The 21,775-nt window shown below is 43.8% G+C and carries 20 protein-coding genes; 5 read left to right on the top strand and 15 right to left on the bottom strand.

Annotated elements, in window-relative coordinates; translation table 11 throughout:
• Positions 1–187: 187 nt before the first annotated feature.
• Both ABDV94_RS13400 and ABDV94_RS13395 read left to right on the top strand, forming a co-directional pair.
• The gene (locus tag ABDV94_RS13400; protein ID WP_343747704.1) at positions 188–2,374 is read left to right on the top strand and encodes a glutamine synthetase III; all 2,187 of its coding nucleotides are present in this window, start codon (positions 188–190) and stop codon (positions 2,372–2,374) included.
• Positions 2,375–2,569: 195 nt separating this feature from the next.
• A complete protein-coding gene (locus ABDV94_RS13395; protein ID WP_343747703.1) occupies positions 2,570–3,781 on the top strand; it encodes a 4-hydroxy-3-methylbut-2-enyl diphosphate reductase in 1,212 nt (403 codons plus the stop codon).
• On the opposite strand, the gene ABDV94_RS13390 is transcribed toward ABDV94_RS13395, so the two are convergent.
• Positions 3,778–4,044, bottom strand: a complete 267-nt coding sequence (locus ABDV94_RS13390) for a hypothetical protein (RefSeq protein WP_343747702.1) — start codon at positions 4,042–4,044, stop codon at positions 3,778–3,780. The genes ABDV94_RS13395 and ABDV94_RS13390 overlap by 4 nt on opposite strands.
• A 55-nt stretch (positions 4,045–4,099) precedes the next feature.
• On the opposite strand from ABDV94_RS13390, the gene cysC reads away from it, so the two are divergent.
• Positions 4,100–4,624, top strand: a complete 525-nt coding sequence (gene cysC, locus ABDV94_RS13385; RefSeq protein WP_343747701.1) for an adenylyl-sulfate kinase — start codon at positions 4,100–4,102, stop codon at positions 4,622–4,624.
• Here the strand turns inward: cysC and ABDV94_RS13380 are convergent.
• The 4 genes from ABDV94_RS13380 to ABDV94_RS13365 form a co-directional block, all read right to left on the bottom strand.
• On the bottom strand, positions 4,617–7,187 hold the full coding sequence (locus ABDV94_RS13380) for an alkaline phosphatase family protein (protein ID WP_343747700.1): 2,571 nt from the start codon (positions 7,185–7,187) through the stop codon (positions 4,617–4,619). The two genes, cysC and ABDV94_RS13380, sit on opposite strands and share 8 nt — an antisense overlap.
• Positions 7,171–7,347: a hypothetical protein gene (locus tag ABDV94_RS13375; RefSeq protein ID WP_343747699.1), complete on the bottom strand. Its 177-nt coding sequence runs from the start codon at positions 7,345–7,347 to the stop codon at positions 7,171–7,173. The genes ABDV94_RS13380 and ABDV94_RS13375 overlap by 17 nt, the downstream gene beginning before the upstream one ends.
• Positions 7,348–7,417: 70 nt before the next feature.
• Complete coding sequence (locus ABDV94_RS13370; RefSeq protein WP_343747698.1) at positions 7,418–8,281, bottom strand: T9SS type A sorting domain-containing protein; 864 nt, start codon at positions 8,279–8,281, stop codon at positions 7,418–7,420.
• Between the two features lie 252 nt (positions 8,282–8,533).
• Entirely contained in the window at positions 8,534–9,394 is an 861-nt protein-coding gene (locus ABDV94_RS13365; protein WP_343747697.1) for a T9SS type A sorting domain-containing protein, read from the bottom strand.
• Positions 9,395–9,608: 214 nt separating this feature from the next.
• On the opposite strand from ABDV94_RS13365, the gene ABDV94_RS13360 reads away from it, so the two are divergent.
• The gene (locus ABDV94_RS13360) at positions 9,609–11,315 is read left to right on the top strand and encodes an adenylate/guanylate cyclase domain-containing protein (RefSeq protein WP_343747696.1); all 1,707 of its coding nucleotides are present in this window, start codon (positions 9,609–9,611) and stop codon (positions 11,313–11,315) included.
• Between the two features lie 102 nt (positions 11,316–11,417).
• Here the strand turns inward: ABDV94_RS13360 and ABDV94_RS13355 are convergent, their stop codons facing one another.
• The 10 genes from ABDV94_RS13355 to ABDV94_RS13310 all read right to left on the bottom strand — a co-directional run bounded on the left by ABDV94_RS13355 (position 11,418) and on the right by ABDV94_RS13310 (position 20,493).
• The gene (locus ABDV94_RS13355) at positions 11,418–12,386 is read right to left on the bottom strand and encodes a hypothetical protein (RefSeq protein ID WP_343747695.1); all 969 of its coding nucleotides are present in this window, start codon (positions 12,384–12,386) and stop codon (positions 11,418–11,420) included.
• A gap of 1 nt (position 12,387) precedes the next feature.
• Positions 12,388–12,978, bottom strand: a complete 591-nt coding sequence (locus tag ABDV94_RS13350; RefSeq protein ID WP_343747694.1) for an RNA polymerase sigma factor — start codon at positions 12,976–12,978, stop codon at positions 12,388–12,390.
• On the bottom strand, positions 12,978–14,210 hold the full coding sequence (locus ABDV94_RS13345) for a hypothetical protein (protein ID WP_343747693.1): 1,233 nt from the start codon (positions 14,208–14,210) through the stop codon (positions 12,978–12,980). Before ABDV94_RS13345 ends, ABDV94_RS13350 begins: the two co-directional genes overlap by 1 nt.
• A gap of 46 nt (positions 14,211–14,256) precedes the next feature.
• Positions 14,257–14,937, bottom strand: coding sequence for a response regulator transcription factor (locus ABDV94_RS13340; RefSeq protein WP_343747692.1), 681 nt, complete (start codon positions 14,935–14,937; stop codon positions 14,257–14,259).
• Between the two features lie 89 nt (positions 14,938–15,026).
• Complete coding sequence (locus ABDV94_RS13335; RefSeq protein ID WP_343747691.1) at positions 15,027–16,121, bottom strand: hypothetical protein; 1,095 nt, start codon at positions 16,119–16,121, stop codon at positions 15,027–15,029.
• Positions 16,118–16,660, bottom strand: coding sequence for a hypothetical protein (locus ABDV94_RS13330; protein WP_343747690.1), 543 nt, complete (start codon positions 16,658–16,660; stop codon positions 16,118–16,120). The genes ABDV94_RS13335 and ABDV94_RS13330 overlap by 4 nt, the downstream gene beginning before the upstream one ends.
• Positions 16,661–16,664: 4 nt before the next feature.
• A complete protein-coding gene (locus tag ABDV94_RS13325; protein ID WP_343747689.1) occupies positions 16,665–17,207 on the bottom strand; it encodes a hypothetical protein in 543 nt (180 codons plus the stop codon).
• A gap of 4 nt (positions 17,208–17,211) precedes the next feature.
• Complete coding sequence (locus ABDV94_RS13320; protein ID WP_343747688.1) at positions 17,212–17,772, bottom strand: hypothetical protein; 561 nt, start codon at positions 17,770–17,772, stop codon at positions 17,212–17,214.
• Between the two features lie 240 nt (positions 17,773–18,012).
• Complete coding sequence (locus ABDV94_RS13315; protein WP_343747687.1) at positions 18,013–19,293, bottom strand: hemolysin family protein; 1,281 nt, start codon at positions 19,291–19,293, stop codon at positions 18,013–18,015.
• Complete coding sequence (locus ABDV94_RS13310) at positions 19,294–20,493, bottom strand: pyridoxal phosphate-dependent aminotransferase (protein ID WP_343747686.1); 1,200 nt, start codon at positions 20,491–20,493, stop codon at positions 19,294–19,296.
• A gap of 76 nt (positions 20,494–20,569) precedes the next feature.
• Between ABDV94_RS13310 and ABDV94_RS13305 the strand changes: the two genes are divergently transcribed.
• Complete coding sequence (locus tag ABDV94_RS13305) at positions 20,570–21,352, top strand: M15 family metallopeptidase (RefSeq protein WP_343747685.1); 783 nt, start codon at positions 20,570–20,572, stop codon at positions 21,350–21,352.
• The last annotated feature ends 423 nt before the right edge of the window (positions 21,353–21,775 follow it).

Below are 21,775 nucleotides of genomic sequence, written 5' to 3'. Positions count from 1 at the left end.
CTGAAAATTGGCAGAACAAAATCGTTTTACCAAGTCCGGACGGGGTTTTTGATAAAATGAGAGAATGATAAAAATAAAAGGTTTTTGATCTTTAAGTTGAAATTAACATGGGGTGTTTGTAAAATAATGTATAAAAATTTGAATTGACCCCCTTAAAAAGTATACCTTTGTCGAAAATTTTGAATTCATGGCAACAAAACGATTAAAAGCGTATCAGGATGTACTCAATCGTACACCAAAACACATCGAATATGATGGAAAAGTATCTGATTTGTTCGGGAAGAATGTATTTCACGCAGAAGTGATGCGCGAGTACCTTCCGTCGGATGCTTATAAATCAATGATGGAGTCTATCCAGAATGGTACCCGTTTGGATCGTAAAATGGCTGATCAGGTTGCTTCAGCAATGAAAGATTGGGCGATTACAAAAGGAGCAACGCACTACACACACTGGTTTCAGCCGCTGACAGGTGCAACTGCTGAAAAACACGATGCATTCTTCAAACCGGTAGGACCGGGACGTGCTATTGAGCGTTTTGACGGGGAATTGCTGGTACAGCAGGAACCGGACGCTTCTTCTTTCCCGAATGGTGGAATCCGCAATACTTTTGAAGCACGCGGATATACAGCATGGGATCCTTCGTCTCCTGCATTTGTAATCGGGAAAACTTTGTGTATTCCTACGATCTTTATTTCCTACACAGGAGAATCGCTGGATTACAAAATGCCTTTGCTGAAAGCATTGCATGCAATTGATCATGCCGCTACGGAAGTTTGCCAATATTTTGATAAAAACGTTACAAAAGTAAATGCTACCCTGGGTTGGGAGCAGGAATATTTCCTGGTAGACCAGGCCTTGTTTAACTGCCGTCCGGATTTGATGATGACGGGACGCGCGTTGTTTGGTCATGCTCCTGCAAAAGGACAGCAGCTGGATGACCACTACTTCGGTTCTATTCCGGAGCGTGTAACAGCGTTTATGCGTGAATTCGAAAACGAAGCAATCCTGTTGGGAATCCCGGTAACAACCCGTCACAACGAGGTAGCGCCAAACCAATTTGAGTGTGCTCCGATCTTCGAAGAGTGTAACCTGGCAAACGACCACAACCTGTTGTTGATGGACTTGCTGGAGAAAACAGCCCGCAAGCACGATTTCCGCGTATTGTTGCACGAGAAACCATTTGCAGGAGTAAACGGTTCCGGAAAACACAACAACTGGTCTTTGGGAACAAACACAGGTGTGAACCTGCTGGCTCCGGGGAAAAACCCGAAATCAAACCTGCAGTTCCTTACTTTCTTCGTTAACACGATTAAAGCCATTCACGATAATGCAGATTTGCTGCGTGCATGTATCGCTTCTGCAAGCAATGACCACCGTTTGGGGGCAAACGAAGCTCCTCCGGCAATTATTTCAACATTCATCGGTTCCCAGTTATCTGAAGCATTGGATGAACTGGAACAAAGTGTGAAAGCTGGAAAAATGACACCGCAGGATAAAACAGAATTGAAACTGAATATCGGGAAGATTCCGCAGATTATGCTGGACAATACAGACCGTAACAGAACTTCTCCCTTTGCATTTACCGGGAATAAATTCGAATTCCGCGCAGTAGGTTCTTCTGCAAACTGTGCTTCTGCAATGATTGTTTTGAATACCATTATGGCAAAACAATTGCAGTTGTTCAAAGTGAGCGTGGACGCTCGCATTGAGAAAGGTGAATCCAAAGACGAGGCAATTCTGAAAGAATTGCAGATCCTGATCAAGGATTCGAAAAAAATCCGCTTCGAAGGAAACGGATACGGTGATGAGTGGGTGAAAGAAGCTGAAAAACGCGGACTGAACAACTTCAAAGACACACCGCGTGCATTGAAAGCATGGGCAGACAAGAAATTCATCGAATTGTTCGATGAAATGAACGTATTGACACCGCGAGAGCTGGAAGCACGTCAGGAAATCGAGTTCGAGAGCTATATCCTGAAAATTCAGATCGAAGCGCGTTTGATGGGAGATCTGGTTCAGACGCACATCATTCCTGCAGTGGTTGAATACCAGAACCGTTTGTTGTCTAACATCCAGGGAATGATGAATGCACTGGGTGAGAAAGAAGGAAAAGCGGCTGCGGCTTCACAAATTGAGTTGCTGACTAAAATTTCCAATCACCTGAACAAGATGAAATCAAACAACGATATCATGTTGCAGGCGCGTAAGGATGCAAACAAAATCGAACATGCCGAAGAGAAAGCGGTTGCATACTGCGACAAGGTAAAAGTACATTTTGATGAGATCCGCTACCACGCAGACAAACTGGAATTGTTGGTAGATGATGAGTTGTGGCCATTGCCGAAATTCAGAGAAATGTTGTTTACACGTTAAGCATAACCAGAAATACATTGGAATCCCGGCGAAGTTTTTTGCCGGGATTTTTTGTTGTAAAGAAGGGCGGATTGAGCCCTGAAAACGGGTAAAGTGGATAAGTGCACGAATATCCACCAGCTACCCGGGTAAGTATTTCAAACTGATTTACCGGGAAATTAAAAATCCACCAACTTTCAGTAACTTTGCACTACCATGAAGCAATTTGAAATTCCATCCCTCTTTCGATCGCCGATCATTTCAAAAGTAAAAGCGTTCCGCAAAGCCCAGGATCCGCGTAAGAAGGACTTTTCGCCTACAATGCTGGACTTCGGGAATCTTCAGCTCTACATTGCACGGCATTTCGGTTTTTGCTACGGAGTGGAAAATGCGATCGAGATTGCATACAGAGCAGTGGAAGAAAACAAGGGTAAGCGCATTTTCCTGCTAAGCCAGATGATTCACAACCCCACAGTGAATGAAGACCTTACCCAGCATGGAATCCGTTTTATCCAGGACACTTCCGGAAAACAATTGATTTCCTGGGATGAATTGACGGAGAATGACGTGGTGATTATCCCGGCTTTCGGAACAACGCTTGAAATCGAAACGATCCTGAACGAACGGGGTGTTTCTACGGAGAAATACAATACGACCTGTCCTTTCGTGGAAAAAGTCTGGAACCGTGCGGAGAAACTCGGAACGGAAAACCATACGCTGGTGATTCACGGGAAATACAACCACGAAGAAACCCGTGCTACATTTTCCCATACGGCAGCCAATTCGGAGGCGGTGATCATTAAAAACATGGAAGAAGCCGCTTTTTTGGCGAAATGCATTACCGGTGAAGCTTCCAAAGAGGAATTCTATGCTTACTTCAAAGGGAAACACACTCCTGGATTTGATCCGGAAATACACCTGAGTAAGATCGGGGTGATTAACCAAACGACCATGCTGGCAACCGAAACACAGGAAATTGCCGAATTTTTAAAGCAAACGACCGAAAGGTTTGCTGTTACTTCCGGGAAAGACAAAACCTTTGCCGACACGCGTGATACGCTTTGCTACGCAACGAACGACAATCAAAGTGCTACGGAAGCATTGATGAAAGAACAACTCGATTTTGCGATTGTAGTGGGTGGATATAACAGCTCGAACACGACTCACCTGGTAGAGTTACTGGAGCAAAGTTGTCCTACTTATTTTATCAAAGACGAATCTGAAATGTTGAGTAGCGACCTGATTCGCAGTTTCAATATTCATACGCACGAAACGGAACAGATTGAAAACTGGTTGTCCGGAAGTAAAATAGGAATTACCTCAGGAGCTTCCTGCCCGGATTCGATTATTGATGCGGTAATTGCAAAGCTGTTACAACTGAAAAAAAGTGATCTGCCGATCGACGAAGTGATCTCACAGCTGAATTAACAGATCGTAATTTTACTGAAATGTGTTTCATCGTCGTAATGCCCGTCTTTTTCGAAAATTAATTCGCTGGCATTACACTGAATGTGCCATTTGAACCCGACACCTTCAATGAAATTTTTGCTCGTTTTGCTAGAGCATTCAATATCAACAGTATTACATAGTTTTTCTACACCGTTAACGATAACACGCCATTCTTTGGAATGCGGATCTTCTTGATTATAGTTTGTGTTGAATCGAATTAAAACTTCCAGTTCAGCGTTCATAAGGTATTATATAGTATGCGAAATTAATTAAATTCGCGACAAACACGAATTATTTATGATCATTCAGTTAACAGGAATGTCCGGTGCGGGAAAGACTTCACTTTCCGTTTCTACCAAAGAGCGTTTAGCCGAAAGAGGGATTAAGGTTGAAGTGCTGGATGCAGATGATTACCGTCAAAACGTGTTCAAAGAATTGGGGTATACGAAAGAAGACCGGAATGACAATATCCGAAGACTTGCCTTTGTGGCCGATAAATTCAGCCGTCAGGGAATTGTAGCCATTATTTGTGCCATCAACCCCTATGATGCGATCCGCAACGAACTCTTGGAGAAATACCCGGAATTGTATACGGTGTATGTGAAATGTGATTTGGATACCTTGACGCAGCGCGATACCAAAGGATTGTATCATAAAGCATTACTTCCGGACGGACACAAGGACAAAATTTATAACCTGACAGGCGTGAATGATCCGTTTGAGGCCCCGGCAGTATGTCACCTGACGATTGAGACCAATAAAGAAACGCTGCATGAATCCACACAGCGTTTCGTTGATTTTATTGAAAGAACGATTAAATAGTCTTTTCTTCTTTTTTGTTTCGGTAAAGCTGTTCGTCAACTGCCTGGATCATTTTTTGTTCGTCCAGTGTTTCTGAAAGGAACAGGTTGATGCGATTTGCTTCGTGTGCCGGATTTTCAATCACATCGGTATATTTTACATGCAATACCTGGATATTTGGTTTTCCGACCAGCCAGCCGTTGATTTTTTCCTTCTGCTGTTCAAAAGTAGTCATCAACTTCAGGTTCAGTGTATCAGCCTGTTTTCCGAGCATTTTTGACTGTGATTTGAGAATTTCTTCCAGGTCGCGATCCATCATCACGATCTTGTAATCACAGGTCATATCCAACGCAGTCAAAAGTTGTAAAATGATCTTGATGGTTTTCCCGTTCTGATCTTTCAGCCAGGAATTATCCGTCAGAAGCTTTTTAACCGGTTCGTATTCCATGTATCCTTTCGGATTATTGTCGTCATTCTGACGGATGTCATCCATCAGGAGATCTGCACCTCCGGCTTTCAGCATCTGCATCATCATAGATGTTCCGGAACGCGGTAGCCCGGACACGATCGTCATTTGCGGTCTCATATTTTTATCCAGTATTTGTTGGTGGAGCGTTTTCCGTTCCTCATTGATCATTTTCTCCGAATAGATTTGGATCAGGTATTTCCGTGCCAAACCAAATCCGGGTTCTTGCGTAAGTGCCATTTCAAAGGCATTCGCAGCATGTTCATATAGTTCTGCATTGAACAGCGCTTCTCCCAGGTGGTAATGAGCGGTCGGGAACATGTGTTTGATTCCCACAGCATTCAAACCAGCTTCAATGGCTTTGTCAAATTTTTGCTGCCTCATGAATGCAACGCATAATCCGTGGTAGGCAGCGGCATTTTCAGAATCCAGTTTGATGGCTTTGGTAAACACTTTTTGTGCTTCTTTCCAGTCCTTACAAACCAGGAATACACGTCCCAACGTTTGGTAGAACCCGGAGTTTGCAACCTCGTGGCTTGCCGCTTTCTTAAGAAGTACCAGTGCTTTGGCTGGCTGTACTTCCTGGATCAGTACGCGGCCTTCCAGGAAATCCAGTTGAGGCGTGTTTTCCGTCCCGAATTTCTGACGCATCAGTTTCAGGTACTTCCGGGCTTCGACAGGATTTGCAAGAGCCAGATGAGTACTTAGTAAAGCACTCAACACTTTGGTGTTTTCAGGTTTTACAGCATGGATTTCTTCCAATATTGGAATTGCTTCCAAAGGTCTTCCGGTGGAAATTTTAATTTGGGCGCTGTGGAATGCATTTTCGGTCTGAATCTGGTCGAGGAGACGCTCATCGGATTCTTCCATGCTCTCAATATATCCCAAAGCAATCAGCTGCTGTAAGGCTTCCTGAGCGGCCCAAACATCTACTTTAACGGATTCGTCCAGCTCTCCCCAGTTCTGATCATCCTGAATTTCCCAGGTTTTGATGCGTTCCGGTTCTTTGAAATCGGTGAAAGACTGGCTCAGAATATTTCCCGGCATATCTTCTGCCGGTGGCAATCCGAACAAATGAAGCAGGGTGGGAGTAATATCGATCAGGGAAGCCCCGTAAATGCGCTCGTCCTGTTTCACTCCGGGACCTTTGAGGCAGAACATTCCGAATTTAGAATGCTCAAAAGCAGGCGCCATCGAATCTTTGGGCAAGGTTTCCAATCTTCGGTGGTCGGAGTAAAAACCGTGGTCGCTCAAGATCATCAGGTGCGCATTTTCGTCCATCAGATCAAGTAAACGATCCAGCATCATGTCGTGGTAGACATAAAAACCGGTCATGACGTCCTTGAACAATTCGTAGTCGTAATCGGAAATATGCTTTTGTTGCGGCGGATGAAACTTCATGAAGTAATGGGAAGCTTTATCGATCGTATCGAGGTACAACCCGATAAAATTCCATTCCTGTGTCGCTAAAATATGTGTGGCTACATTGTGAAAACTGGAACAACGTGCCAGCATCATAATGATCGCGTTGAATAATTCGTGATTTTTCGGATCTTCTACATGCTCACGGGTCGCAGTCGGTACGAACGGAGCAATGTGGTTCCAGGTCAATTCAATCGGGTGGATACGGAGCTCCTTCAATTCATCGATTTGTTCTTTCGGATGTACGTGATCTTCCGACAATTCCCAATCCGGGAAGCTATTTTGAGAATTGACATCTGCAAAGTGATTGGAAACATTGATCCCGTTGATCGGTTCAGCCGGATAACTCGGCCACCAACCAATCAAATGCGTTTTATACCCTTCGTGGGTTAAGATATTCCAGATGGCTCTTACTTTTCTGGAGAGAACCGAAATCGGAATGCGTTTACCTGTTTCCGCTGCCGGCTCCACAAAATTGAGAACACCGTGTTCATCGCCGTACTTTCCGGTAGCAATGGAAGTCCATAAAATAGGAGAAAGCGGTGGATCAATCGTTGCAATATTGCCCATAACTCCGGCTTCAATCACACGTTGAAGAGCCGGCATTTTTCCGCTGTCCAGCAGTGGATTGATAAATTTCCAATCCGCTGCATCCCAGCCTAAAACAAAAACCTGGGGATTACTTTTTTGGGGCATTTTTTGTGGGTGTTGTTTTGTTTAATGCTTCTGATAGTTGAATCGGATCACGGTTTTCTCTCCAGGGTTTCAGTGCAATTGCACCCAAAGCGAGTTGTGCCAGAGAACCGTTTTTGGAAAGCGCAATCTCAATGATTTTTTTTTCTTCTTCAGAATTCATGTGCGAAAATATTAAAAAAAAGCCTCCAAATGAATGAACAAATGGAGGCTCTAAGATAGGAATGTTATTCTTAGTTCAGAACAATTTTCTTAGTATCTGTTAATGATCCGTTCGTAATTCTAACGATATACAATCCTGTATTTGCGTTAGCAACGTTCATTGTTAATTCACCGTTTTTGATTGCTCCTGAAGTGATTGTTTTTCCAGTCAAATCAATTACTTCAACGTTTCCTTCGATAGAAGACTTGATCTTGATAGAAGAACCGTTTCCGTATGCACTCCATGATGCAGCATCAATTGTAGTGATTCCAGCTGTCTGACCAGCGTTGATCGGTCCGTTAGGAGTTGCGTTGTAAGCATAATCTTTGATAGTTGCTTGAGAAGCATCAGTAGGAATGTTTACACGTACCCATCCGTAGTGTGTGTTTGTTCCGATCAGGAAACGCGCACCGTAATAGATATCTTGTCCTGTGTTACCTGTTCCAACAAATGATTGACCGAAACCGTATCCTGCAGAGAAGTACATGGTTCCTCCTGCAGCTGTTGTATCCAACCATGCAGATGAAGGACCGATAACTGTTCCAGCTGTTAGATTTGTTGTGATAGGAGCTTGCTGAGTACCAATTGTCTGCATCGTACCAACTACTGCTGCAGTAGCATTTTGAGCTACAAAAGAGAATACGTAGTTGATTTGGTAATCAGTACCTCCGTAGCTGTATAAGTAACCGTAAGTAGCAATTGCCATATCTTCGTTTCCATCGTTGTTGAAGTCAACAACGTAATCATTGATGGTTCCGTTAGTAATTGTCAATACTTCATCCGGGTTAACATCCGTATAAATGACTTGAGCATCTGCAGCAGCAGCAGTTCCAAATACCGCAGTAGCCAGAGCAGAGTAAGATTTCAACTTCTCTTTTAGTAAAGATTTATTCATACTATAATAAGTTTATTAATGTTTTAGTGATGTAAATATATTCGTTTTTGTTAACGAATAATAAAAAGAGGTATATTTTTTTTGAAAACCAAGATGTTTATATGTTTGAAAATGACCATTTAATTTGTCTTGATTTATCAATCGTCAGGCCTGCTATTTTAACTGGTACACAGGTATTACCGGGGCCCGTATAAACTAAAAAAGCTCCCGGTCAATTTTGACCGGGAGCTTTTCAATATGTCGTTCCGAATATTAGTTCTTCACGAAGTTTCCTGTTTCCATTTTTCCGGAAATAGTTGTAATGCGGTAGATATACATTCCTGCATTCAACGCTTCAACATTGATGCTGGAAGAATCTCCTGTAGCAACTACTTTTCCGTCTGTTGTCAAGATGCTAACAGCTGAAATAGCTTCCTGAGATTGGATATTCAATACCGTTGTAGCTGGGTTTGGATAAACCGAAATAGCAGAAGACAATTCCGCATCATTCAATCCTAAAGAACCTGTTTTTACAGCGTCGATCCACAAAGTAGTTCCTGCAGTTGGCGTGTTTGTATCAAAGTATCCTGTTGTTGAAGATACTGCCAGAATGTAGAATCTGTTCGGAGTTCCTGTTGCACCAAGGTTTGTCATTTGGAAATTTGCCGGAGTCCAGTTACTAACTGAACTTGAAATTTCAAGAGCAGCAGCATACAACAGTACGTCATCACTTGATCCTGCAGCCATCGTATCCATAATACCTACTTCGATATAAGCTGTATCAGTACCCATTTTAGTGAATTTCACAGCCATGGAAACTACCAAATCTGCAGGGTTTGCAACAGGACCGTTTACACGTTGTTGGATAATTCCCGGGATCACATCATCTCCCCAGCTCAAAGCAGTGTTCAATGCCGGATCGTTTGTTGTTACCAATTTTGCAGCTTGAGAGCCCTGGTACGGAGAAGCTGTCTCAGGCCCGAAGTTAATACCTGTCCATCCGGTAGTTGCATAGACATACTGGAATCCGGAAATAGGAGCCATGGTTGATTCGAATCCAGGATTCACAACCGTTTGTGCGGATACTGAAAGAGCGGAGAATGCTACTCCCAGAGAAAGTAAAATTTTTTTCATAGTTTTTAATTTGAGTAAATATACTTGCGTAAAAGTACTTTTTTATTCTACGCTTACTTTACCGTTTGTGTATTTTTTCGAGCAGGAAATGTTAAAAATGATCCGGGATAACGAAACAAGACGTGTTTTCTGTACAAAGGAACTCCGCTAAAAAAATCGTTTGTTGAAAGATTATGTTTATTTTCAATTTTGAAAACATCCTTAAAAGATTTGTGTGGAGCGCTTAATTAATATTCTGATTATTGATGAAAATGAATCTGACCGTTTGGCGCTCAGGGAAATCTTAGGCGGAGGAGGAAATATCCTGCTGTTTTGTGATTCGATCGGTGAAGCGCATAAAATCCTGAACCGCAGAGAAGCCGGAATTGTACTGGTGAATGTAGACAGTCCGCATTTCTCGTCGATGGATGATTTTAAGGAACTGCTGCAGGCACATGCCTCCAAAACACATTACTCGATTATTATTACCGAAAATACCCGCACGGGATCCAAATTATTGAAAGGATTCAATTCGGGTGCGGTCGATTTTATTACCAAGCCGTTCAACCCGCTGTTGATCCAGGCAAAACTGGACGTTTACAAATCACTTTATTATAAAGACCTGCGGATTGCACAGCTGCTTGGAAACATTCTTCCGGAAAATGTACTGGACGATTTGAACCAGTACGGCAAGTTTTCCCCGAAACGGGTCGACAAAGGAGTGGTGCTGTTTACGGATTTTGTGGACTTCTCCATGAAGTCAAAATCCATCAAACCGATCAAGCTGGTCAAAAGACTGGAGTATTACTTTACGGCATTCGATGAAATTGTAGACCGCTACAAACTGGAAAAGATCAAAACCATCGGGGATGCTTATATGGCAATTGCCGGCGTGAACGAAGACAATGCTGAACCGATTCTTCGTGCCTGCATGGCAGCTTTGGAGATGCGCAATTTTATCCGTAATGAAAAAGAACTGGCGCGCGCCTTGAAAAAAGATTACTGGGAAATCCGGATCGGGATGCATGCCGGACCATTGGTTGCCGGGATCATCGGGTCGAAAAGATACTCATTCGACGTTTGGGGAGATACGGTAAATATCGCAGCCCGCGCACAGCAGTTTAGTGGAATCGATCAAATTACGGTGACACAAGCCATTCACGACGAAAGCGCCAAATATTTTGAAATGAAAGATTTGGGGAATGTGCCGATTAAGAAGCGGGGAGGAACGATGGAAACATTTGAACTGGAATCTCTCAAATCGGAATACAGTCTTTACCGCAACGGGAAAGTGCCATCAGTGGAATTGCGCGTATTGTGCGAGATTGCCACAGTCGACTTTGAACACATGCGGAGCGACATCCTCAATAAGTTAAAATCCATGCTGCCGGATGAAGTTATCTACCACGATTTGGGGCATACGCTCAACGTGGAAAAAGCGGCGATTCGTCTCGGAAGACTGGAAGGGCTGAACGAAGAAGAAATGCTTCTGCTCCGCACTGCGGCCTTGTTTCACGATACCGGATTCATTTATACGTATGACCACAATGAACTACATGCCGTGCGGCTCATGGAACAAATGCTTCCGAAATACGGATTCGATGAGAACCAGATCCGCGAAATCCGCGGAATGATCCTGGCAACTGCTCCGGATATTGAACCGGTAGGTTTACTCCAGGAAATTTTGTGCGATGCAGACCACGATTATCTGGGAAGAGCAGATTATTATGTCGTTGCTTCCAAACTGAGGGAAGAAATGATTGCCTTCGGGAAAGATTTGTCTGAAGAAGAATGGATGCAGCTGCAGATTCACTTTTTAGGAGAAATACACCGATTCTATACCGTTACGGCTCTGAATATCCGGCAAAAAGGGAAAACCAACCGCCTGGGAGAATTAATTGCCGCACTGGAAACGCTTCAGCAGCAGGAATTGAAAAGTTAGCATTGAGTCATTAAAATTGAGACAAGAGACCAGACTTTTGGAGTCAGGATTGGTCATGACTCTTGTCTCTCAATATCCTTATCACTTTTCCATTTTAACTTATCAAAAACTCGGTTCAATCAGGCTCAGCAAATCATTCGTGGAGATTTTAGGCATTTCAGCCTGTTCTGCTTTTCTTCCGAAGTTCGAAGACAGGTAGCCGGTTCCCAAAGGATTTAAGTCTGCATCCAGTCCCGCTTTTGACAAAGAGGTCTGATTTTCTTTTTCCTGTTTCACCAATGCCGTTTCACCAAAAGAACCGCTGAAGCCTTTATTGCCTATGGATTCTGCTTTTTTCGCTTTCTCCGGTTTTGTTGAAAGGAGTCCGTTACTCATAACAGTCGTTGATTTCGAATTCGCTGCACTCAGAGTATAAGAGTAATATGTTCCGGAAGCCGCTGGTGTAATCTGATCGTGTGTTTCAGTAGACCTATCGGCAAGCGACTCCGTCCAGGAATAAGTTGCAGTGGATCCCTGTGTAGCATTTGCCTGAACCTGGTAAGTAGCGGAAGAAGATGCGTTGGCTGAAACGCTTCCGTTCACAACCGGGGATGACTGTTCCGTTTGGATGGAAACACTGCTGTCTTTTGCTTTTTGAGTTACTTCTGATTCCACGGTGTCTTGTTCCAGTTTGGCCAATTGAACAGGTTCTTTCTTTTCGGATAGTTGATTTTCCGAACCGATAAACCAAATGGTAGCAATTCCGGAAGAAACAACCAATACTGCGGCAGCGCGGAACCAGCCGCGGTTGTAAAGCGGAACAACTTTCTTTTCTTCCGCTTCATGGGCGGGGGCGCTCCAGTTCTGTTGAATTCCCGGATGCTTTGCCTGGAAAACGGCATTCAGGCTGGATTTCACGGAAGGGGCAATTTCTTCTCTTGCAGAGATCGATAAGTGACTGATCCCTGTGTAAAAAGCCTTCATTTCGTTGTATTCCTGTTCGGAGGAAATCAATTCCCCGACCACTTCCAACTCTGCGGGAGATAAATCTCCGTAGGCTTTTGTCTGTATAATTTCGTCGAACGTATTCATATCATTTTGTATGTTCCGGTTGGTATTCTTTTAATCCTTGTGCGAGGTATTTCGTTGCGTAGAAAAGCCGCGACTTAATGGTTCCCTCACTGATCTCGAGTGCTTCGGCTATTTCCTTGATGGATAATCCGTCGAAATGGCGCATTTCAAATACCTCCCGGTGTTTGTCTTCTAATTGTGTAACCTGATAGTTGTAAGCTTCTTTAAATAAGGTGTGGTGCACTTCGCTTTCCGTATTTTTGGTAGCATCGCTTACTGCATAGGTATGATCGAGTCCGTTGCTGGTGTTTTTACGGATTTCCTGCTTTTTGTATTCGTTTTTGCACATGTTGCTGGCCACGGAATACATCCACGTTTTAAATGAACGTGTTGTATCGAAGAGTTCCGGCCGGTGAATGAGCTTCGTAAAGAAATCATGCACGAAATCCTCCGATTTTTCCCGGTCTCTCCAAAGCATGCGCATAAAATAGGACAGCAGCGCCGAAGCGTAGCGTCCGTAAAGTTTATCGAAAGCCCGCTGGTCGCCGCCTGCCATTGCAATGACCAATTGCTCATCGGTCATGTGGTCATATTCCTTCCTGATTACCCGCATCAACGCTTAATTTTAGAAAGTTGACCTGTTTTTTTGGCCCGTATGGCGACACTCATAATGAGATGACTGATCTCGTTGGCGTTTTCACTCCGGTTGTATTCCCGGTACAATTCTTCCACACTGATCAGGGTGGGGAGATAATTGGCCGAAAGCGCATCCGACTGAGCATCTCTTGCTATTCCGAGTTGATCCTTGTTCCAGACATTCTGAACGAGGTTCATGTTCCATCCGTTGCGGTCTTGCATGGTGGAGTTGAATGCAAAAGTCAACCCTACGGGACTCAAATCCCGGGTCATTCCCTGGAAATATTCCTTTGGGAACGACATGGATAAATAAATGTTTTTCGTCGCGTTCAGGGAACAGAATTCCTGCACAAATGCGGTGTCGATATACGTTGTTCCGGGTAAAATGAATCCTTTTGAACTCAGGCTTGCCTGGTACGCCGGACTCTGCATCAGGTCAACAGAAATCAGCTGGATGTCTGAGCGGTTTTGCACACTTATGGTGTAGCACGCCGGAATCAGTTCCGTATAGCCATGCAGCAGGAGCGTACTGTTTAGCGGAATAGAATTCACCAAATCGGCCGAATAACTCAAAACGCCCTCTGTGATTTTATTCTGGTTGATCATTTGAAGGGCAACACTGTCTGTCAAGGCAGTATTACCTGTCGCAACGCCATAAACGGCCAGTTCCTGCTGTACCTCTGTTTGATTCGGATGAATAGCAGCAGCTTTTTCCAGTTCCGGAAACTGCTTCGGATCGTATTTACTGATCAGGTAATTGTAAAAATGCTGCTCGAAACTTCCCGGAAGCATATTGGAATAGATCTGTGCACTTTGGTGCATATTGGAAAATTCCAATGCACTTGGACTTCTGCGGTATAATTGATGTCTGGAATTGGAATAATTGGTCTCGAACTGGTATTTGGCGCTTTGGAGTTGTTGGGTGTTTGTCTTTAAATCCGCGTCCTTACTGATCTTTTCACTACTAACCTGAGGACTGTTGCTGGTCTCTTTATATCTTTTGTTGCTTTTGGATTGAATCTGGATTTCTTCCAAAGCAGGCATTGATCTGACAGAATCTGTAGAAATAACGCCAGGTGTTTGCTGATTGTTGGTATTCGTGTTTTTGAGTAAGGTATTTTCCTGCGACTGAGCCATACTGGTCAGTGTATAGGAAAGCATCAAAACAAGAAGTGTGAAATAACGCATATAGCCCTTTTTATCTGTCATACAATCAGATTAAAATTAGGTTCAAAAAATGAAAGAAAAAAATGATTCACGAATTGGAATCTGCTGCAAAGAGGAATTTGTTGGGAGAAACGAGATTGGTTTTTACTGCGTAGATCACAATTCCGGCTGTGTTCTTCACCCCCAGTTTCGCCATGATGTTTTTGCGGTGAGTATTGATGGTGTGATTACTCAGGCAGAGGGAATCTGCGATCATCACGTTGGTCAGGCCTTCAGCAATCATGGTAATGATTTCCGTTTCACGTTCACTTAAGGTAATCGGTTCACAGCTGAACGAATCGAAATCAATGTCGTTCACATCGATTGCCGCATCACGGATTGTTTCAAGGATTTGTCCGCAGAAGAATTTATTTCCTCTCCAGGTTTCACGAATCGAATCAATGATTTCCTGGCTGTCGCAATCTTTTTTGATGTAGCTTTTCACACCCGAACGAAGTGCATTCACCAGGGTTTGAGCCGATTGCTCCGGGGTAATAGCGACTACGCTCAAATCCGGCTTTTTCTGCAGGATTTGAGGAATGACATCAATGGAAAACCCTCTGGCGGTGTAATCAACCAAAATGATGTTTGCATCAAACGCTTTGTTCAATGCAATCAGCTCTTCGTTGTTTCTCGCTTCACCCACAATCTGGATGTTGCGCTCCGTAGACAACAGCGTACGCAAACCAATGCGTATAATCTCGTTACTGTCGGCCAAAATGAGCTTCATTATTTAGATTAATTTTAAACAAGACAAAAGTAAGCAAAAAATAATATGCTTGTCCGTTTCTTTTCATAAAACTTTCCGATCAAACGGAATCAGTGGAATTCATCGGCAAACGGATGCACGCTTTCCTGCAGGATCGGCAGGTTTCGGTATGCAATCTTCCGGATTTGAAAGGTGTCCTGATTGATAATGAGTAAGTTCCTGTTTGCGGACCAGATACAGCTGATTGCTTTTCCGGGAACCCGGTATTGGCTGGTATCACCGGTATCCAGTTTGAAATCGGCAAATTCTCCCTGTCTGCTTTCGAAGATGAGGTAGCTGTCGCGGTGAATGAACATTCTGCGGATGGTGGAAGAATGCAGCACCTCGTATGCCCCGTGGTGCTCCAGGCGGGGAAATTGATCATCATTGAAATTTCCATACCTGAAGCTGGGCAATGTGCTTTCCAGAACCATTGCCAAAACAAATGATCCTTTAACAATTCGGTGGTTGAGGGTGTTTTTAGTAAATGAAGGGTTATTTTTCAGTCCCAGGATTCCTTTCCAGTTTTCGGGAAAGCAGGAAGTGTATACGAGGCTGAAGATGAGCAGGGATGCCGAAAGCAATTTGACGGAAATGTCGAAGGAGAAATTGATCAGCACGATTTGTGCAAAAACACTGATCGAAAGCAAGGAAGCCAGAAACTGGGTGCGCTTGAAGAGTAACAGCAGCGCCGTCAGAATCTCAATGATCCCCAAAGCAACGGTGTAGGCATACGAACTTCCCGTGAGCGACCAGTAAGCGATGTCTTTCGACAATTTTCCGAATGGTGTGTATAAAATATTGGGTTCGGGCATATAAAACTGCAATTTCACCAGTTTATCCCACCCGTATTTGAATAAAAAGAGAAACAAAATGCCCGCAAGTACGGTTTTAAGCAGATCATGTGGAGTGATTTGCAGTTTCCGGCAAATCCATTTGACTGCAAAATGGGAGAGTAGTCCCAAAATGAGACTCAGGGAAAGAAGAAGATAGGTTCCATAGGTGTCTGTTTCAAAAATCAGTGTTTCATCCAGCGATTTCAACATCCCGAAAAACGGTTGCTGAACAGAATGAAAAAACCAGTTGAACAGTGTGTAATCAAATGGAAGCAGGAGCATCCACCAGCACGCAATTCCAATGAAAGAGATCTTCAACCGTTCGCTCATGAGACCATTTGAGGAGTAAACAAACGGTTAATGGCGCCGAAAAGCAGCATGCCGCCGCCGGTGATTCCGAACAGGAACAGCAAATACGACTTTTTCTTCTTTTTAGGAGTCACTTCCTGTTGCGAATCGGTTTTTGTCTGATCCAGGTGTTTTTGATCGAGTTTTTTCGGGTTGTAACCGGGTGCGATCGGCTTGGCAGATTTCGGGGAATGTTTGAAGTTGATGTATTCAATTTCGGTATTGCTGTATGGTCTTTTCTTAACAGAATCGATATTCAGGTTGTAATTGGAATAAACCGGATGACGATAGACCGTGTCATAATGAAAATAACCGGTTCGGTCATCATACACCTGGATGCTGGTGCTGTCATTGAGTCGGATGACCTGAACCAGCCGTTTGACAGGGATGCCGAAATTACTTGACGGATCGGTGAAGAAATCTGAAGCGGAGCCCGAATGACTTTTATGCGCAATGATCGCTGTTTGTGCCTGTGAAAGCGAACTGAGCGATAAGACAAATAATAGCAAAAGTTGTTTCATAATTTTATGCAATAGATGGATGTGAAGTGTTTTTTCGTGAAAACAATTTGGTCAGCAGCATGCCGCCGCCGGTAATTCCGAACAGGAACAACAAGTACGATTTCTTTTTCTTTTTGGAAGTGTTTTCCTGTGCAGGTTGTTCCTGAATTACTTTCTGATCTTTCACAGCTGGTTCACCGATATGGACTTTCACCGGAATTTTCGGTTTCAGGGAATCCGGAGAATGTTTGAAATTGATGTACTCCACTTTAAAGTACGGGTTACTGTTCATAGAATCAATATTCAACTGGTAGTTCGAATAATAGGGATCCCGGTAAACAGTATCAAAATCATACCTTAATCCGTAATAGTCATAAACGGTGATACTTGCAGTGTCGTTAAGACGGATAACCTGAACCAGTCGTGGAGGAGGCTCTCCGAAATTGCCGGAAGGATCAATGACAAATGTAGCGCTTGTTCCTGAGTGACTTTTATGGGCAATGATCGCTGTTTGTGCCTGCGAAAGCCCGCTGAATGACAGAATAGTTAATAGAATGACTTGTTTCATAAGCTTATGCAATGGATGGTTGAGAAATATTCTTTCGTGAAAACAATTTGGTGAGTAGCATCCCGCCGCCGGTAATTCCGAACAGGAATAACAGGTACGATTTCTTTTTCTTTTTTGCGGGTATTGGCTGCTGGTCAATAGGCTGTTGGGGTTGATTTTGCTGCTGTGCGGGTTGTTCATTCTGAAGTTGCTCCGGTTGCTTGGGGGGAATCTGGGGATTGTTTCGCTGTTGTTCGGCTTTGCTGATGGAATCCTCATATTTCATGCGGAACACGACAGGGGAGTAACGATTCTTGTTGGGAAGAAAGGTTGTTTTGACTACCTGCTGGTTCAGGTCGGTAATTTCATGAATCATCACGCTGTCATTGAGCGGCTTAAAATTTTGCTGGGTGACGGGGCCTTTGAACTGCTGATCAAAATCGATGCGGATTTGTCCGAAATTGCTGTTAGCGGCGATCAGGAAAGAAGCACTGCTTCCGGAATGACTTTTGTGAGCGATCAAAGGTGTCTGGGCATGAGCTGAAAGAACAAAAGCCGTACAAATACATGTAAAAATGGGTTTCATTGTGATTGTTTTGAGAAGTGATACACCTATCTCTCAAAATGGTTCAATGCAGGCTTCGACTTCGCTCAGCCTGCTCCTAAAAAAGCAAACTCCCGGTTGCCGCCGGGAGCTCAGTTGTATTCCTACAACATTGTTTTGTGTATATTTTCCCTTTTACACACCAGTGAAATGCGCGGTTGTATAAAAGTAACAGTGATTGTTCGATTATTTTTTAGCGGTCACCTAAAGTGAAGGTGATGCTTAGTCCTCAATCGGAATTTCGCGGATGATCAGCTTGTCGATGCGTGCACCGTCCATATCCACTACTTCGATTTCAAAGTTCAGCCAGTGAATTTTTTGACCGGTCACCGGAACACTGCGTGATTCATTCAGAACCAATCCTCCGATGGTGGTAAAATTCAACTCCGAAGAATTGTCTTCCAAACCAAACTGGCGGAAAAACTCTGCGATCGGGTACTGCCCGTCAATCAGCCAGGAACCGTCTTCGCGCTGAATGAACTCAAACTCTTCTGCGTAGAAATCGTTGAAGTCACCGACCAAAGCCTGAAGCAGGTCATTCAGAGTAATGATTCCCTGCACCTGACCGAATTCGTCGGTAATGATTCCGTAATGCGTTTTGCTGTCCTTGAAGTGAACCAGCGCTTCGTAAGCGGAAATATTTTCCATTAAGAACTGAGGTTTCAACATCAAATCTCTCAGGTTGAAATCCTGGTTGTTGATCGTGCGGAATAAGTCTTTCAACAGAACCACACCCAATACGTGTTCACGTTCGTCGTCGAAAACGGGGTAAACGGAGTGCATTTCTTTTTCAACCTGTTCGCGCACTTCTTCGCGTGAATCATTGATGTCGATAAAGATCACATCGTTGCGGTGCGTCATCAGGGAACTGATGTTACGGTCTCCCAGATGGAATACGCGCTCCACGATATCCTGTTCGATTTCCTGCACTTCTCCGCCTTCCGTTCCTTCCTGGATGATCGCCTTGATTTCTTCTTCCGTTACTTTTCCGTCAGAAGACTGCTTGATGCGCAGAATTTTGATCAATACGTCGGAAGTAACAGTCAGTAACCAGACGAACGGTGCGGTAATTTTGGAAATAATCAGCATCGGACGAGCCATGGTTTTGGCAATCGCTTCCGGGTTCGTCAAACCGATTCGTTTCGGAACCAGCTCTCCCAAAACGAGGGAGAAGAAGGTAATGATCACCACCACTGAAGTAACAGCCAGGAAATGAGCATACGGTTTCAGTGCCGCAAAACTCAGGTAAAAATTCTGGATGTCCTGCGTCATTTTTTCTCCGGAGAAGATACCCGTCAGGATTCCGATCAGGGTAATTCCGATTTGTACGGTCGAAAGAAACTTATTCGGAGAATTCAGCGTTTCGATTACCAGTTTTGCGCTTTTGTCGCCCCTTTTGGCAGCTGTATCTAATTTGGACTTCCTGGCTGATACCGTAGCGATCTCTGCCATCGAGAAGATTCCATTCAAAATGATTAGAAAGAGGATTATGAGTAGTTCCATTTATCGTAGTGTTCCGGGATAGATTTCTAAGGCCTTTTCGAGGCAGATCACCGCTTTTTTCAATGATTCTTTGTTCAAAACGTAAGCGATACGTGCTTCCTGTAAGCCGGCTCCCGGTGTGGAATAGAACCCGTTTGCAGGTGCCATCATCACAGTTTGTCCTTCGTATTCAAATTCTTCCAGCAACCACTGGCAGAATTTCTCCGCATTGTCAACCGGGAATTTCGCCACACAGTAGAAAGCTCCGCTCGGTTTCGGGCAGAATACTCCCGGGATGCTGTTCAATCCGTCGACCATAATGTTTCTGCGCTCTACGTATTCCGCAACCACGTTGTCGAAATACGATTGCGGAGTGTTCAATGCTGCTTCAGAAGCTACCTGATCCACAGTAGGAGGGGAAAGGCGTGCCTGACCGAATTTCAGTGCGGCATTCATCACTTCCTGGTTTTTGGAAACCAACGCACCGATGCGCGCTCCACACATGGAATAGCGCTTGGAAACCGAATCAATCATGATCACGTTGTTTTCAATGCCTTCCAGGTTCAGAACAGAGAAAGGTTGCGCTCCGTCGTAACAGAATTCGCGGTAAACTTCATCTGCAAACAGGAACAGGTCGTGCTTTTTTACAATATCGCGTAATTGCTCCAACTCAGCCTGGCTGTATAAATAACCTGTCGGGTTACCCGGGTTACAGATCACAATTGCTTTCGTTTTAGGAGTGATTTTCGCTTCGATCTCCGAAACAGGGGGCAGTGCAAAACCACTTTCAATCGTTGCCGTTACCGGAACAACTGTTAAACCTGCCGTTACGGCAAATCCATTGTAGTTGGCATAAAACGGCTCCGGAATAATCACTTCGTCACCCGGATTACACGTTGTCATGAAACCGAAAATCAATGCTTCGGAACCACCGGTTGTGATGATGATGTCTTCTGTATTTACAGGAAGTCCGCCTTTGCGGTATGTTTCAGCTAATTTTGTTCTGTAGGATTCAAAACCTGCAGAATGGCTGTATTCGATGACTTTATGATCAAAGTTGCGGATCGCATCCAATGCAACCTGAGGTGTTTCAATATCCGGTTGACCAATATTCAGGTGATAAACGGTTTTTCCGGCTTTCTTAGCTTTTTCTGCATAAGGAACCAATTTACGAATCGGCGAAGCCGGCATGTCAATGGCTTTCTGAGCAATTTTTGGCATTTCTTATTTTTATATTTGGGGACAACAAAAGTACAGGAAATGTTGATATATGCATCTAATTGACAATTTTTACAAAATGAAAATTACATTAAGTGTCTTTACACTCCTTTTACTACTTAGTGCCTGCGGTGAATCTTCCCGGCAGGAACAACCGGATCACAAGGAAGCAGAACTTCAGAAAGCGTTTCATTCCGAAGAGAAAAAAACACCAAAAAGCGAGACTCCGTTAAAAAACTACCTGATTAACAAAGGAGACACCCTGGTATGCGTGGATCATTTCAATAAAAACATCTGGTGGGAATTGAAATATGCAAGCAAAGACAATTTCATGCACCGCGTGCTTTATGATACGCTGGATAAAGTATACGTTCAGATCGACGTAGCGCGCAGACTGGCAAAATCGCAGGAATACCTCACGGGCAGAAATGCAAATTACCATTTATTGGTGTATGATGGAGTGAGACCTTTGAGCGTACAGTGGGAAATGTGGAATGCACTGGATACGATCCCGGTATTGGAACGCGGTAAATTTGTGAGTAACCCGCGAAACGGAAGCGTGCACAATTACGGAGCAGCAGTCGATCTGACGATCTGTGATGCAAAGCGAAAACCACTCGACATGGGAGCAGGGTATGACGACATCCGCAAAATTGCTTACCCTTCACTGGAATCGGAATTTTTGGCAACGGGAGAAATCACGCAGCAGCAGATCGATAATCGAAAACTGCTCAGAAGAGCCTTAAAAAGTCAATCGTTTTCAAATATTCCTACGGAATGGTGGCACTTTAACGCCTTTCCGAGACCCATTGTGAAAAGCAAATACCGCCTGGTGGAAAATGAATTGAAGCCGGCGAATTAAAACAAGGAATGCCAAAATATACTCAAGTGATTTATAATTAGAGTGCCTGCTAGCAAGCAATCTTTATGCTTTCCACAGATACACAGATTAACTATTCGGCTACCGCACTCGCTCAAGTGGCGTCTGGTAAGGGGAATTATGTACTTAAGTCAGGTAGGTTTGGATACAAAAAAGTTAGGGAATTCATCACACTATGAACCCACGCTTCATTTCTACCGCAAATGCGCAAATTTTTAGCTCGGCTACTCCCGAAAGAAATCGGGACAGGCTGCACTCGCTTCTAATAGTATAAATGATGAATGTTATTGTTTACAGCGTAAAGATGCGACTGGTAAGCGCATCAGATATTTGCGCATTTGTGGGAAAGACAAAGAGTTCCTGCTAGCAGGAACTGAAATTATGAATCATACAAGTACTTTTTGT

Origin of the sequence: Fluviicola sp., assembly GCF_039596355.1 — a bacterium.
Taxonomy (GTDB): domain Bacteria; phylum Bacteroidota; class Bacteroidia; order Flavobacteriales_D; family Crocinitomicaceae; genus Fluviicola.
This window is presented reverse-complemented; position numbering and strand designations above follow the sequence as displayed.